The organism is Seohaeicola sp., assembly GCF_048006315.1.
Classification (GTDB): Bacteria; Pseudomonadota; Alphaproteobacteria; order Rhodobacterales; family Rhodobacteraceae; genus Seohaeicola.
Map to the genome: position 1 here is coordinate 2,186,048 of NZ_CP180350.1, position 13,247 is coordinate 2,199,294.

Genomic DNA, 13,247 nt, shown 5'->3' on the forward strand with positions numbered 1-13,247 from the left:
GTCGTCGCTATATTCGCCCAAACAACAGATGCCGGGCAGAGCAGAGCATGAGTGATTCAGGTCGACGGAAGCCACCGTTAGTGGCGGACAAGCGCGTTGTTGCGAAAAAGGCCAGCCCTGCGGCGAAGACGCCCGCATCGAAGCCTTCGAAAGCATCCTCGCGCAAATCCGCGCCCCGGCGCACGGGCCGCCGGCGCAATCCGATCGTGGCGGTTTTCGCAGGTTTGTTCGGCTGGATCTGGCGAATTGTCTGGGGCTTCACCTGGCGCGTGGGTCTGATCACGGCCCTGATCCTGGCCGGTGCGATCGGCTATTTCTACACGACGCTGCCAGAGGCAAGTGCACTTCTGGACGGTCGCCAGCGCGGCTCGGTCACATTGCTGGATGCGGATGGGCGCGTCTTTGCCTGGCGCGGAAACCAGTTCGGCGGTGTCGTCAGCGCCGAGACGATATCCCCGCATCTGAAGAATGCCGTCATCGCGACCGAGGACAAGCGATTCTACCGCCATCTGGGCCTGTCGCCGCGCGGCATCGCCGGGGCGATCCGGATCAACCTGCGCGAGGGGCGCGGACCGTTGTCCGGCAACGGGGGCTCCACGATCACCCAGCAGACAGCCAAGCTTTTGTGCCTGGGCGTGGCCTATGATCCGCAGCAGTGGAAATCCGAAACCGAATACGAGGCAGACTGCCGGCGCGGATCCTTGTCACGCAAGATAAAGGAGGCGGTCTATGCCTTCGCGCTGGAGGCCAAGTACACCAAGGATGAAATCCTTTCGATATACATCAACCGCGCCTACCTGGGTGGCGGCGCCTATGGCGCCGAGGCCGCGTCACAGCGATATTTCGGCAAGACTTCGGGCCAGTTGATCCCGGCCGAGGCCGCCATGCTGGCGGGGCTGCTGACCGCGCCCACAAGCCTTGCGCCGACCAACAACCTGCAACGCTCGCAGAACCGGGCCGCCACGGTCATACGCCTCATGCAGGATCAGGGCTATCTGACCCAGGCGCAGGCCGAGGATGCATTGGCCAATCCCGCCCAACTGTCCGAAGCGGCCGAAGCGCGCGCGGGCGGCTTCTTTGCCGATTGGGTCATGTCATCGGGCCCTGAATTCTTCACCCGCAACACGACCGAGGATGTCGTGATCCGCACCACCCTGGATCCGCGGATCCAGAAAGCCGCCGAAGAGGCCATGCTCTATATCTTCGAGAACAAGGTGCGCGAAGGGTCCAAGGCGCAGGCGGCCATCGTTGTCATGTCATCGGACGGCGCGGTGCGCGCCATGGTCGGGGGGCGCGATACCAAGGTGGTGGGGGCTTTCAACAGGGCCACGCAGGCGCGGCGACAGACCGGATCGGCCTTCAAGCCCTTCGTCTATGCCGCGGCACTGGATCTTGGCTATTCGCCCAACGACATCATCGACGATTTGCCCTATTGCGTGAACATTCCCGGATCGGGCGAATGGTGTCCCAACAACTATGACCGCAGCTTCAACGGGCCGGTCACGATGACCGAAGCCCTGTCGCGATCCCTGAACATCCCGGCCGTGAAGGTCGCGCAAAGCGTGGGGCTGGAAACTGTACGGACGGTTGCCACGCAATTCGGCATCCAGTCCGACCTGGCGGCAGGGCCCGCCCTGGCGCTTGGCGCCTCGGAGGCCACGCTGATCGAGACGACCGGCGCCTTTGCAGGCATCCTGAACGGCGGCTCGGCGGTGACGCCCTACGGCCTTGTGGAGTTGCGGATGCAGGGCGAGGATGAGCCGCTGATGACCGCGACGGGCGGCATGGGCGAACGTGTGATCCGCCAGGAGGCGGCAGAACAGCTGACCTGGATGCTGCATCAGGTCACGACCCGCGGGACAGGCACGCGTGCCAACCTCAAAGATCGCGATGTCGCCGGAAAGACCGGCACGACACAGGCCGCGCGCGACGCATGGTTCATCGGATATTCCGCCGATTATGTTGCCGGTGTCTGGATGGGGTACGATGACAACACCCCCCTGACAGGTGTCACCGGCAGCGGGCTGCCATCGGAAATCTGGCACGAGGTGATGACGCGCGTGCATGAAGGCCTACCGCCCCGCCCCCTGCCGATGCTGGCCCCGACGGCGCAGCCGCAGGTGCAGGCGCCACAAGTGTCCGCGGGTCAGGATCCCTGGCAAGGCCAGCCGCGCGGCACCAGCAACGGCCAGCCCGAAACCCAGACCGCGATCGAACAGTTGTTCCGCGATCTGTTCGGCGCAGGCCGGAACTGACCGGCCCGGACCGGCCATGAAACCGGGCATGAAAAAAGGCGCGTCCCATCGGGCGCGCCTTTTCTTTTTCAGGAACAGTCGACGCCCCTTCAGGCCGATGAGCGCAGATCCGCAATCATCGCGTCGATATTGCCGCCGCGCCGGTCCAGCATCGCGCCGATCTCGGTCCGTTCGGTCAGAAGCATGTTGATGCCTTCGATGAAGAGGTTGAAGAACAGGTCCTTGCCGCTGCGATCAGAGACAAGGAACGTCACTTCGAAGGGTGCCTGCCCGCGCAATACTGCAAGGCTCTTGACCTCGTAGAAGCTTTTGACCTGGCGTGCGCCCTGCACTTCGATCTGGCCGCCGATGAATTCACGGAAGCGGCGCCCGTATTTCACCGAGATGTAGCGCTGGAACACGGTCGTGAATTCGCGCATCTGTGCCGGCGTCGCGCGACGCGCATCGACGCCCATCGCATAGCTTGCGATCGTGGGTACATCGGCATAGCGGGCAAAGATGCGTTCGAACTCGACATACATCGCCTGTTCGGACTTGCCCGAGGCAATCACCTGGTTGATATCAGCCACCAGGGCATCGACCAGGGTCTTTGCCCGTTCTGTCGTCATCGCCATGGCCGTGTCCGGCAGGGCAAGACCGAATCCGGCCAGGCCAATGGTCGCGGCCACGGATCCGATTGCGAAGCGGCGTGTCACATCACTCTTCATAAGGGTCCTCGTAGGGGTCATCATAGGCATCGGCCTGTCCTGATGCATATGGGTCGTCATAGGTTGCTTCACCAGACCGCCCAAGCGTGAACCGCCTGTTCTGCAGGTAAATCAATCGCGATTGGGCATAGCTGTCGGCGCTGTCATAAAGAACCGAATCGATCGTGTCCCCGAAACGGCCACGATCCGCGACCACATCCAGAGCCTGCGCCCCGATCCGGATCTCGTTCTGCGTTCCCGACAGAACGGTGGAAAGGGGGTTGGTGAACAGGTCCACGACATGCCCGACGGCATCGCGCTGGGTCGATGGGCCACGGAACGGCAATTCGACGTAATGCCCCTCTTTCGCGCCCCAGACATGCAGTGTTTCACCGAAATCCGTATCGACCTCGGGCACGCCCGTGATGTCGCCCACATCGACCAGTCCGGCAAAGCCGATGGTGCTGTTGATCGCGAAACGGTAGGTATTCGTCAGCGCGCCCTTGAAATTGCCCTGCAGCAGGTTGTTCACCACCAGTCCGGGGGCCGACAGGTTCGAGGCGAAATTATCCGCCACCAGCCGAAGGTCCTCGGGCACGGCGCGCGTGTAACCGCGCGACAAGGGACGAAGGACTGCGCGATCAACCGCCTTGTTGAATTCATGAACGTTCCGGTTCCGCTCTTCGAAAGGGTCGCTGATCCCGTCGCGGGTCACCGCGGCACCGGGGTCCTGCGCGGCGCAGCCCGCCAAAAAGATCACCGCGCACAGCGGCAGCACACGGGCCCAAGCGGACTGTATCGTGGAAAACCAAAAAGCATGGGAAATGTGTTGCAATGTAAGATCCGTGTTCAAGAGCATTTGATCTGAAATCCCGGGCGCATGACCGGCGAATTTGACGTGCGCGACGCGCCCTTTTCGGTTCTTCCGATTGCGCCACTAACCCGAAGTTAGGTCATTTCATTATACCGTCCAACCCGCAGACGGAAGAGCGGTCCGGAATTGACCGGTAAATTCTTGGTGCAAATTGCGGGATATGTCGCATGCAGACAGCAGATTTCCACCCCGGCCTTTCCGAATTGCGCGCTGCACGGCGGGCAAGCCTTGGTTTGTTCTGGTGGGTGGGGCTGTTCAGCATCTTCACCAACATCCTGATCCTGACCGGCCCGGTCTACATGCTTCAGGTCTATGACCGGGTACTGATCAGCAAGTCTTTGCCGACACTTGCCGCCCTCACCCTGCTTGCCGGGTTCCTTTATGCGGTGATGGGTCTGCTGGATCACGCCAGGGGACGGATCATGATCAGGATCGGCGCACGTTTCCAGCACGGGATGGAACGCCGCGTCTTTGACGCGATGCTGCGAAATGACCTGGCCGGACGGCATGCGCTGCAAGGGCAGCGGCAGGCCGGGCCGCACCAGCTTGAGGCGGTTCAACGGCTGATGACCTCGCAGGCTGTGCTGGCCCTGTTCGATCTGCCGTGGGTGCCGATCTTCGCGATCGGCATCGCGATGTTTCATCCCTGGCTTGGGGCGCTGGCACTTGGGGGTGGGGCGTTTCTGATCCTTCTGGCCTGGGCCAACCAGGCCCTCACCCGGCGCTCGGTGATTGGTGCCAACAGCGCGGGGGCGGCGGCCATGGCTTTTGGCGCCCAGGTCGGGGCCTCTGTCGAAACGGTCCAGGCTGCTGGCCTGCGCGAACAGGTCGCCGCCCGCTGGCAGGCCGCGCGCGACAAGACGCTTTCGATGCAGGTCCATGCGGCCGATGTCGGCGGCAGCATGACCGTGGCGCTGAAAACCTGCAGGCTGTTCCTGCAGACGGCCATGCTTGGGCTTGGCGCATGGCTGGTCATCAGGGATGAGATCAGTGCAGGCGTGATGATTGCCGCGTCGATCCTTCTGGCGCGTGGCCTGGCCCCGATCGAGCAGATGATCGGTAGCTGGCCCCTGTTCACGCAGGCGCATGACGGGTGGCATGACCTTGCCCGGCTGCTGACCGAGATGCCGGCCCCGATACCGGGGATCGCACTGCCCACCCCCGCCGCGCACCTTGACGTGCAGGCGCTGACGGTCATTCCACCGGGCGCGGCGCAACCGGTCCTCAGGATGGTGAACCTTGCCGTCCGACCCGGACAGGCGATCGGCGTGATCGGCCCGTCGGGTGCCGGCAAGTCCGCGCTGGCCCGCGCGGTCTGCAACCTTTGGCCGCCTGCGACAGGCGCGATCCGGCTGGATGGCGCGACGCTGGATCAGTATGACCCCGTCAGCCTTGGTCGGCACATCGGCTATCTGCCGCAGCGGGTTGATCTTTTCGACGGAACCATCGCCGAGAATATCGCCCGCCTCTCGCCCGGCCCAGAGGCCGAAAAGGTAATCACCGCAGCCCGCAAGGCCGGAGCGCATGACATGATCCTGCGCCTGCCGGATGGCTATGCGACACGAATTGAGGCAGGTGGCAGCCGCTTGTCGGGGGGGCAGATCCAGCGGATCGGACTGGCGCGCGCCCTCTTTGAAAACCCCGTGCTTCTGGTTCTGGACGAACCCAACGCCCATCTGGACCATGACGGGGCCAGCGCCTTGAACGCGACCATTCGCACCATGAAATCCGAAGGGCGTTCCGTTCTGATCATGACCCATCGCCCCGCCGCCATCGCGGAATGCGACCTGATCCTGGTGATCGACCGCGGGCAGCGCGTGGCATTCGGCCCTCGGCACGACATCCTGCGCGATGTTCTGGACAATCCGCAGGATCTGCGCGCGACGCAGAGCCAAACCACAAGGGTCTGGGGGGCGTGACGGTTGACGCAAACTCGCGCTATCCGACCAGTCAGCCCATCGTGACGGGCCTGATTGCCCTGGCCGTGCTGCTGGGGGGCTTTGCGACCTGGGCCGCGTTCACCAAGATTTCGGGCGCTGTCGTTGCCAGTGGCCGGATCGAGCTGGAGCAGAACCGGCAAGTGGTGCAGCATCCCGATGGCGGCCCGATCCGTGACATCCTTGTCGCAGAGGGCATGCCAGTCGCGGCAGGCCAGATCCTGATCCGCCTTGACGGTGCCGCGCTGTCGTCCGAATTGGCCCTGCTTGAGGCGGAATTGTTCGATGTCATGGCCCGCCGTGGCCGCAACGAGGCCGAGCTTGACGGGCTGGAAGAGCCGGTCTTCGACCCCTTGCTGTTGTCCGCCGCGCATCGGGACCCGGCCATAGCCAGCCTTGTCGAAGGACAAAGGCAATGGATGGCGGCACGGCGTGACGCGGCGCAGCTTCAGGCCGACCAGCTTGAACTGCGTGTCCAGCAGATCGCAAGGCAGATCGAGGGGCTGACCGCACAACGCGAGGCCGTGGAAATCCAGCAGGATCTGATCACGCAGGAGCTTGCCAATCAAAGGATCCTGCTTGACCGCGGCCTTGCCCAGGCCAGCCGCATTCTTGACCTGCAACGGGAATTGGCCGCGCTCACCGGGGTCATCGGCGCGGTGGACGCGCAGAGGGCCGAGGCCGAAAGCCGGGTTGCGCAGATCCGGCTTGAGTTGCTGCAACTGCGCGACGGCCGGCGCGAAGAGGCGATCACCCGCCTGCGTGATCTGCAACCGCGCGAATTGGACATGCAGGAAAAACGGCGCGCCCTGCTGGAGCGGTTGAACCGCCTTGAGGTCCGCGCGCCGGTCGCGGGAATCATCCATGGCTTGCAGGTCCACTCGAAAGGCGCGGTTCTGCGGCCCGCTGATCCGATCCTGTCGATCGTACCGCAGGACCAGCCCTTGATCGTTGCGGCGCAGATCGACCCTTTGCATGTGGGCAGCGTCTTTCCCGGCCAGGAAGTCACGCTGCGCTTTCCCGCGCTTCAGACCGAAGACATTCCCGATCTTGTCGGAAAGGTCGCGCACATATCGGCCGACGCCTTTGCCGATCCAACATCAGGACGGTTCTTCTACCGTGCGGCGATCGTACCGGATGCTTCCGGAACAGAGGGCCTGCCAAAGGGACCGCTTCTGCTTCCCGGCATGCCGGTCGATGCCTTCCTGCACACAGGCGACCGGACAGTTCTGCAATACCTGCTGAAACCGCTGGCGGATGGTGTCAACCTGGCCCTGCGCGAGGAATAGGGCGGCGTTCGATAACGGGAGATCCTGCCCGTGATCCGTTTGCGGTTTCCTTCTGCAGCGAAGCCCGGTAGCGTCCGGCGCAAATCACCCGCGACACGGAGACTACCCATGACCAGCGCCATCGAAACCCGTCTTGCCGAACTTGGTGTAACCCTGCCTTCCGCGCCCGCTCCTGCGGCGAATTACGTGCCCTTCGTCCAGGCGGGCAACCTTGTCTTCGTGTCCGGACAGATCTCGAACGGGCCCGATGGGCTGATCAAGGGACGACTGGGCGACACAATGGATATCGAGGCAGGTGCCGCGGCAGCCAAGGCCTGCGCGATCAGTCTTCTGGCGCAACTCAAGGCCGCATGTGGCGGCGACATCGACCGGCTGGAGCGTGTGGTCAAGCTGACGGGTTTCGTCAATTCGACCGCGGATTTCACCGATCAGCCCAAGGTGATCAACGGAGCCTCGGACTTCCTGGTGGAAGCGCTGGGCGACATGGGGCGGCATTCGCGGTCCGCGGTATCCGCCGCAGCCCTGCCCCTGGGTGTCGCCGTCGAAATCGAAGCGATCTTCCAGATCAAATGAGCCGGCTTCCCGCGCAATTCCTGGGGGCGCCGATCGCACATCGCGCCCTGCACGACCTTGCGGCCGGGCGGCCGGAAAACTCGCCCTCCGCCATCGAGGCCGCCTGCCGGGCCGGATACGGGATCGAGATCGACCTGCAACTGTCCTCGGACGGTCAGGCCATGGTGTTCCATGACTACGACCTCAACCGGTTGACACATGAGGTCGGACCAGTGCGCCAGCGCAGCGCGCAAGCACTTGGGCAAATCTGCCTCAGGGGCGGGACGGACGGGATACCCCGGCTTGACCAGGTTCTGGCGCAGGTGGCGGGGCGCGTTCCCCTGCTGATCGAGATCAAGGATCAGGACGGTGCCATGGGCGCCGGTGTCGGCGCGCTCGAGGCGGCGGCGGCAAGGACCCTGAAAGGCTATGACGGGCCCGTGGCCGTCATGTCGTTCAACCCTCATTCGATGACGGCGATGGCCGGACTGGCCCCAGATCTGCCGCGCGGTTTGACGACCTGCGACTATACGGCAGAGGATTGGCCGCTTTTGCCGGCCGGCACGCGCGCCAGATTGCGCGATATCCCCGATTACGACGCAACGGGGGCCTGTTTCATCAGCCACCAGGCCAGCGATCTGGGGGCGACGCGTGTAGCCGATCTCAAGGCGCGCGGTGCCGCGATCCTGTGCTGGACGATCCGTTCCCCCGAGGCCGAGGCCGCGGCACGACAGATTGCGCATAATGTCACCTTCGAAGGTTATCCCGCCGCGATCCCGGCTTGATCGGCCCATCCACCGATCCAGATTATAGGGCGCATGAAGGGGGCACGCCGCCATGAGTGACGACATGATCGAGATCGACATGCTGGGCAGCCTGTCGGAGATCCCGCAGACCGCGTGGGACGCATGTGCCTGCCCCGAAACCGCGGATGGTGGTCCGCCGCTGGACCCTTTCACCACCTGGCGTTTTCTCAAGGCACTGGAAGACAGCGGATCGGTGGGCGCCGGATCGGGATGGCAGCCACGCCACCTGGTCGCGCGGCAAGACGGTCAGGTGATCGCCTGCGCCCCGATGTATGCCAAGTCGCACAGCCAGGGCGAATATATCTTCGATCACAACTGGGCCCATGCCTATGAACGCGCGGGCGGGCGCTATTATCCCAAGCTTCAGATCGCGGTGCCCTTCACGCCCGCCACGGGACGGCGTTTCCTGACCCGCCCCGGATTCGAGGAAGCCGGACAGGCCGCACTGGTGCAAGGGGCGGTCGAGCTGACGGACAAGAACAGCCTGTCCTCGCTTCACGTGACATTCTGCACCCGGTCCGAGGCAGAGGCCGGCCAGACGATGGGCCTGATGCATCGCGTCACCCAGCAATACCACTGGGAGAACGCGGACTATCGCGATTTCGACGGATTCCTTGCCTCTCTTTCATCGCGCAAGCGCAAGATGATCCGCAAGGAACGCGAGCGCGCCCAGGCCTTCGGCGGGCAGATCGTGGCCCTGACGGGCGATCAGATCGAGCCGTGGCACTGGGACCATTTCTGGCGTTTCTACCAGGATACGGGCGCGCGCAAATGGGGCACACCCTACCTGACGCGCCGCTTCTTCGATATCGCGCATGACACGATGCGCCCCGACATGCTGCTTGTTCTGGCCCTGCGTGACGGTGTACCGGTGGCGGGCGCGCTGAACTTCATCGGGCGGCAGACCCTGTTCGGGCGCTACTGGGGCTGCACAGAGGATCATCCCTGCCTGCATTTCGAACTGTGCTATTATCAGGCCATGGATGTCGCGATCGCAAAGGGGATGGCGCGTGTCGAGGCCGGCGCGCAGGGGGAACACAAGCTGGCACGCGGTTATCTGCCGGTCCCGATCCATTCCCTGCACTGGATCCGCCAGCCCGGTTTTGCCGATGCCGTCGCCCGCTACCTCGAGGCGGAACGCCGCGCCGTCACCGAAGACATCGAGGTTCTGACGGCCTATGGTCCGTTCAGAAAGACCCAAATGGAGGAACAGGAATGACCGAACGCCTCAGCGATACAGGCCGCAAGACCATGCTGGAGCCCTTGTTCGAAACGGGCTGGCGCATGGTCGAAGACCGCGACGCCATCATCAAGACATTCCAGTTCAAGGATTTCACCGAAGCCTTTGGCTGGATGACGCAGGCGGCTCTTTGGGCCGAAAAATGGAACCATCACCCCGAATGGTCAAATGTCTACAAGACCGTGACGGTGGTTCTGACCACACATGACGTCGATGGGCTGTCGGCGCTGGATGCAAAGCTGGCGCGCAAGATGGACAGCCTGTGACCCTCTGCTGGCGCTGCTTCAAGGAGGACCCATGCAAGAGCTGATGAACACCGACATCTGGAACGGAACCACGCTGGCGGACGTTCTGACCCTTGAATTCCTGGCCTCGCTTGCCGGATCGGTTGTCGGCGCGCTGGCGCTGGTTCTGGGCGGGTTCATCTTGGCGGGCTGGGCGCGCAACCGGGTCATCGGCCTGTCGCGGCGGTACAAGCGGCTGGACATCACGCTGTTCAGCTTTCTCGGCAATATCCTGCGCTATGTGATCCTGGCCTTTACGGCGCTGTTCGTGCTGAACACCTTCGGAATCCAGACCACGTCAATCGTCGCCGTGATCGGTGCTGCCGGTCTTGCCATTGGCCTGGCCTTGCAGGGCACGCTGTCGAACGTGGCGGCGGGCGTGATGATCATCCTGTTCCGCCCCTTCAAGAACGGTGACTTCGTCGAGGTTGCCGGCCAATCGGGCACGGTGCAGGAGATCTCGCTGAACTTTACCGAACTGTCCTCGGTGGGAAATGTCCAGGTGATCATTCCCAACAGCCAGGTCTGGGGCAATGTCATCGTGAACTACTCTGCCTATGACACGCGCCGTGCGGAATGGATTTTTGGCGTGTCCTACGACGCGGATCTGAAGAAGGCCGAGACGATCATCCGCGACACGATCATGGCCGATCCACGGTCCAGGACCGATCCCGCGCCCTTCTTCCAGGTCAACAACCTTGGCGATTTTTCGGTCGATTTCCTTGTGCGGGTCTGGTGCGCCTCGGGCGACTATTTCCAGTATCAGGCGGACATGAAGCGCGCCGTGAAGGAAGCGTTTGATGCAGGCGGCATCGACATTCCTTTCCCGACACGGACGATGATTAACGCCGCGTGACGACCATCGCATCCGACAACAAAAAACCCCCGCCGGGCGATGCCAGGCGGGGGTTTTGTGTTCAGTCACAGCCTCAGATCGCGGCCAGCAGCGCCTCGCCGCCCGAAATCTCGCAGGTGCCGGGGCTTTCCTCGGGGTGGAATACCTTGACCACACCATCCTCGACCAGCATCGCGTAACGCTTTGACCGCGCGACAAGCCCTGCGGGCGGCGCATCGAAGTCCATGCCGATCGCCTTGGTGAATGCGCTGGAGGCATCCGCCAGCATGGTGATGCCGGCGGCGGTGGCGCCTGTCGCCTCGCCCCATGCCTTCATGACGAAGGGATCATTGACACTGATGCAGATGATCTCGTCCACGCCCTTGGCGGCGAACTGATCCTTGGTGCGAATGAAACTCGGCACATGGGCAGAGTGGCATGTGGGCGTGAATGCCCCTGGAACCGCGAAGATCGCAACCTTGCGACCTTTCAGCTTTTCGCCCAGGGCCACCGCTTCCGGCCCCTTGTCACCCATCTTCACAAGCTTTGCATCGGGCAGATTTGCCCCGGTCGAAATCGTCATCCTGTTCCTCACCTTGGGTTTGCGTTATCCGGTATCGTGGATATAGGGTGCCGCGCAATCCGAGGCCAATACTTTCGAAAAGGAACAGGGATGATGCATGTTGTCGTCGTCGGAGCCGGACAAGCCGGATCGTCACTTGTTGCAAAGTTGCGCAATTCCGGCTTTGACGGATCCATCACACTTATCGGCGCCGAACCCGTGCCCCCCTATCAGCGCCCGCCCTTGTCGAAAGCCTATCTGCTGGGTGACATGGCGCTGGACCGGTTGTTCCTGCGGCCTGAAAGTTTCTATGCCGAACACCGGATCGACCTGCGCCTGAATACCCGCGTCACCGGGATTGACCGCACCGCGCATACCGTCACCCTGAATGGCGAGGTCATGCCCTATGATCAGCTGGTGCTTGCCACCGGGTCTGAGCCGCGCCGCCTGCCCGCCAGCATCGGCGGGGCGCTGGAAGGCGTCTTCGTGGTGCGCGACCTGGCCGATGTCGATGCCATGGCCCCGCATGTCGTGGCGGGCAAACGCGCGCTGATCGTGGGCGGCGGCTATATCGGGCTTGAGGCTGCAGCGGTGGCCGCCAAGCGGGGGCTTGATGTGACACTGGTCGAAATGGCGGACCGGATCCTGCAAAGGGTCGCAGCCCCCGAGACATCCGACTTTTTCCGCGCCCTGCATCAAGGGCATGGTGTGACCATCCGCGAGGGTATCGGGCTGGACCGCCTGCTGGGCGAAGGGCATGTCACCGGCGCACGGCTGAGCGACGGCACCGAGCTGCCGGTCGATCTGGTGATCGTCGGTGTCGGCATCACACCTGGTACCGCGTTGGCCGAGGCGGCTGGCCTCGAGATCGAGAACGGGATCAAGGTGGATGCGCAGGGCCGCACATCGGACCCGGCGATCTGGGCCGCCGGGGATTGCGCCTCGTTTCCCTGGCAGGATGGGCGGATCCGGCTGGAAAGCGTGCCGAACGCGATCGAACAGGCGGAATGCGTGGCCGAGAACATCATGGGCGCCGGCAAGGACTATGTTGCGAAACCCTGGTTCTGGTCGGATCAGTATGACGTGAAGCTCCAGATCGCCGGGCTGAATACGGGCTATGACCGAACAGTGGTGCGGCCGGGCGACAAGCCGGGCAGCCAGTCCGTCTGGTACTATCGGGGCGATGCGCTGCTGGCTGTGGACGCGATGAACGATCCGCGCGCCTACATGATCGGCAAGCGTCTGATCGAGGCGGGTCAATCGCCCGCACCGGCGGCTGTGGCCGATCCGGAAACCCCGCTGAAATCACTGCTTCCCGCATGAGGATCGTTGCCGGGCGGTTTCGGGGCCGTGCCCTTGCGGCCCTGGGCAAAGGTGATCCCGGCGCGCATCTGCGGCCGACAACGGATCGCACCCGCGAAAGCCTGTTCAACATGCTGGCCGGTGGCCGTTTCGGCGACCCGATCAACGGCGCGCGCGTTCTGGACCTGTTCGCAGGGACCGGCGCGCTGGGGCTCGAGGCGCTGTCGCGCGGGGCAACACATGCCGTTTTCGTGGACGACGGGACCAAGGCGCTGGCGCTGATCCGGCAGAATGTCGCGATCTGCGAGGCCGGGGCAGAGACGCGGATCATCAAGCGTGATGCGCGTCGCCTTCCCCCGAATGACGGCCTGCCTTTCGACCTGATCTTTCTGGATCCGCCATATGCAAAGGGCATGGGGGAACAGGCGCTGCGTCAGGCCCTGGCGCAAGGCTGGATAGCCGCCGAGGCGCTGATCGTCTGGGAGGAAAGTGCCGCGATCCTGCCGCCCGAGGGCGTGACCCTGCTGGAAAGCCGCCGCTACGGCGATACGGTGATCAGCCTGCTGCGCGCAGACTGACCCGACCGGCGCTTGGCAGATGGCCCGGCCCCTGCGGGGGTGCCATT

Annotated in this window: 13 protein-coding genes; 10 read left to right on the plus strand and 3 right to left on the minus strand. The window is 63.5% G+C overall.

What is annotated here, in order from left to right:
- Positions 1–47: 47 nt before the first annotated feature.
- The gene (locus ACMUJL_RS11060; protein ID WP_416914258.1) at positions 48–2,255 is read left to right on the plus strand and encodes a transglycosylase domain-containing protein; all 2,208 of its coding nucleotides are present in this window, start codon (positions 48–50) and stop codon (positions 2,253–2,255) included.
- Between the two features lie 89 nt (positions 2,256–2,344).
- On the opposite strand, the gene ACMUJL_RS11065 is transcribed toward ACMUJL_RS11060, so the two are convergent.
- Together ACMUJL_RS11065 and ACMUJL_RS11070 are read right to left on the minus strand one after the other, a co-directional pair.
- Positions 2,345–2,962, minus strand: a complete 618-nt coding sequence (locus ACMUJL_RS11065) for an MlaC/ttg2D family ABC transporter substrate-binding protein (RefSeq protein WP_375568263.1) — start codon at positions 2,960–2,962, stop codon at positions 2,345–2,347.
- Positions 2,952–3,719, minus strand: a complete 768-nt coding sequence (locus tag ACMUJL_RS11070; protein WP_375568261.1) for a VacJ family lipoprotein — start codon at positions 3,717–3,719, stop codon at positions 2,952–2,954. The genes ACMUJL_RS11065 and ACMUJL_RS11070 overlap by 11 nt, the downstream gene beginning before the upstream one ends.
- A gap of 263 nt (positions 3,720–3,982) precedes the next feature.
- On the opposite strand from ACMUJL_RS11070, the gene ACMUJL_RS11075 reads away from it, so the two are divergent.
- From ACMUJL_RS11075 to ACMUJL_RS11105, 7 genes are all read left to right on the plus strand, one after another.
- On the plus strand, positions 3,983–5,734 hold the full coding sequence (locus ACMUJL_RS11075; RefSeq protein WP_416914259.1) for a type I secretion system permease/ATPase: 1,752 nt from the start codon (positions 3,983–3,985) through the stop codon (positions 5,732–5,734).
- Positions 5,731–7,041 carry an HlyD family type I secretion periplasmic adaptor subunit gene (locus tag ACMUJL_RS11080; protein WP_068287997.1) on the plus strand — a complete coding sequence of 437 codons (1,311 nt, stop codon included), beginning with the start codon at positions 5,731–5,733 and terminating at the stop codon, positions 7,039–7,041. Before ACMUJL_RS11075 ends, ACMUJL_RS11080 begins: the two co-directional genes overlap by 4 nt.
- Positions 7,042–7,149: 108 nt before the next feature.
- Positions 7,150–7,614, plus strand: coding sequence for a RidA family protein (locus tag ACMUJL_RS11085; protein WP_068287999.1), 465 nt, complete (start codon positions 7,150–7,152; stop codon positions 7,612–7,614).
- On the plus strand, positions 7,611–8,378 hold the full coding sequence (locus tag ACMUJL_RS11090; protein WP_375568258.1) for a glycerophosphodiester phosphodiesterase family protein: 768 nt from the start codon (positions 7,611–7,613) through the stop codon (positions 8,376–8,378). The genes ACMUJL_RS11085 and ACMUJL_RS11090 overlap by 4 nt, the downstream gene beginning before the upstream one ends.
- Before the next feature lie 52 nt (positions 8,379–8,430).
- On the plus strand, positions 8,431–9,618 hold the full coding sequence (locus ACMUJL_RS11095) for a GNAT family N-acetyltransferase (protein ID WP_068288003.1): 1,188 nt from the start codon (positions 8,431–8,433) through the stop codon (positions 9,616–9,618).
- On the plus strand, positions 9,615–9,905 hold the full coding sequence (locus ACMUJL_RS11100; RefSeq protein WP_375568256.1) for a 4a-hydroxytetrahydrobiopterin dehydratase: 291 nt from the start codon (positions 9,615–9,617) through the stop codon (positions 9,903–9,905). Before ACMUJL_RS11095 ends, ACMUJL_RS11100 begins: the two co-directional genes overlap by 4 nt.
- 31 nt (positions 9,906–9,936) lie before the next feature.
- Positions 9,937–10,779 carry a mechanosensitive ion channel family protein gene (locus tag ACMUJL_RS11105; RefSeq protein WP_375568254.1) on the plus strand — a complete coding sequence of 281 codons (843 nt, stop codon included), beginning with the start codon at positions 9,937–9,939 and terminating at the stop codon, positions 10,777–10,779.
- Positions 10,780–10,852: 73 nt separating this feature from the next.
- On the opposite strand, the gene ACMUJL_RS11110 is transcribed toward ACMUJL_RS11105, so the two are convergent.
- Positions 10,853–11,341: a peroxiredoxin gene (locus ACMUJL_RS11110; RefSeq protein ID WP_375568252.1), complete on the minus strand. Its 489-nt coding sequence runs from the start codon at positions 11,339–11,341 to the stop codon at positions 10,853–10,855.
- Positions 11,342–11,431: 90 nt separating this feature from the next.
- Between ACMUJL_RS11110 and ACMUJL_RS11115 the strand changes: the two genes are divergently transcribed.
- Positions 11,432–12,643, plus strand: a complete 1,212-nt coding sequence (locus ACMUJL_RS11115; RefSeq protein ID WP_375568250.1) for an NAD(P)/FAD-dependent oxidoreductase — start codon at positions 11,432–11,434, stop codon at positions 12,641–12,643.
- On the plus strand, positions 12,640–13,200 hold the full coding sequence (rsmD, locus tag ACMUJL_RS11120) for a 16S rRNA (guanine(966)-N(2))-methyltransferase RsmD (protein WP_068288018.1): 561 nt from the start codon (positions 12,640–12,642) through the stop codon (positions 13,198–13,200). The genes ACMUJL_RS11115 and rsmD overlap by 4 nt, the downstream gene beginning before the upstream one ends.
- Positions 13,201–13,247 lie beyond the last annotated feature (47 nt).

What these genes read in the sequence shown, in the direction of transcription:
- ACMUJL_RS11115 (WP_375568250.1), top strand. Translation starts at nt 11,432, where the DNA reads ATGATGCATGTTGTCGTCGTCGGAGCCGGACAAGCCGGATCGTCACTT.
- ACMUJL_RS11095 (WP_068288003.1), top strand. Translation starts at nt 8,431, where the DNA reads ATGAGTGACGACATGATCGAGATCGACATGCTGGGCAGCCTGTCGGAG.
- ACMUJL_RS11075 (WP_416914259.1), top strand. Translation starts at nt 3,983, where the DNA reads ATGCAGACAGCAGATTTCCACCCCGGCCTTTCCGAATTGCGCGCTGCA.
- ACMUJL_RS11105 (WP_375568254.1), top strand. Translation starts at nt 9,937, where the DNA reads ATGCAAGAGCTGATGAACACCGACATCTGGAACGGAACCACGCTGGCG.
- ACMUJL_RS11110 (WP_375568252.1), bottom strand. Translation starts at nt 11,341, where the DNA reads ATGACGATTTCGACCGGGGCAAATCTGCCCGATGCAAAGCTTGTGAAG.
- ACMUJL_RS11065 (WP_375568263.1), bottom strand. Translation starts at nt 2,962, where the DNA reads ATGAAGAGTGATGTGACACGCCGCTTCGCAATCGGATCCGTGGCCGCG.
- ACMUJL_RS11085 (WP_068287999.1), top strand. Translation starts at nt 7,150, where the DNA reads ATGACCAGCGCCATCGAAACCCGTCTTGCCGAACTTGGTGTAACCCTG.
- ACMUJL_RS11060 (WP_416914258.1), top strand. Translation starts at nt 48, where the DNA reads ATGAGTGATTCAGGTCGACGGAAGCCACCGTTAGTGGCGGACAAGCGC.
- ACMUJL_RS11100 (WP_375568256.1), top strand. Translation starts at nt 9,615, where the DNA reads ATGACCGAACGCCTCAGCGATACAGGCCGCAAGACCATGCTGGAGCCC.
- rsmD (WP_068288018.1), top strand. Translation starts at nt 12,640, where the DNA reads ATGAGGATCGTTGCCGGGCGGTTTCGGGGCCGTGCCCTTGCGGCCCTG.
- ACMUJL_RS11090 (WP_375568258.1), top strand. Translation starts at nt 7,611, where the DNA reads ATGAGCCGGCTTCCCGCGCAATTCCTGGGGGCGCCGATCGCACATCGC.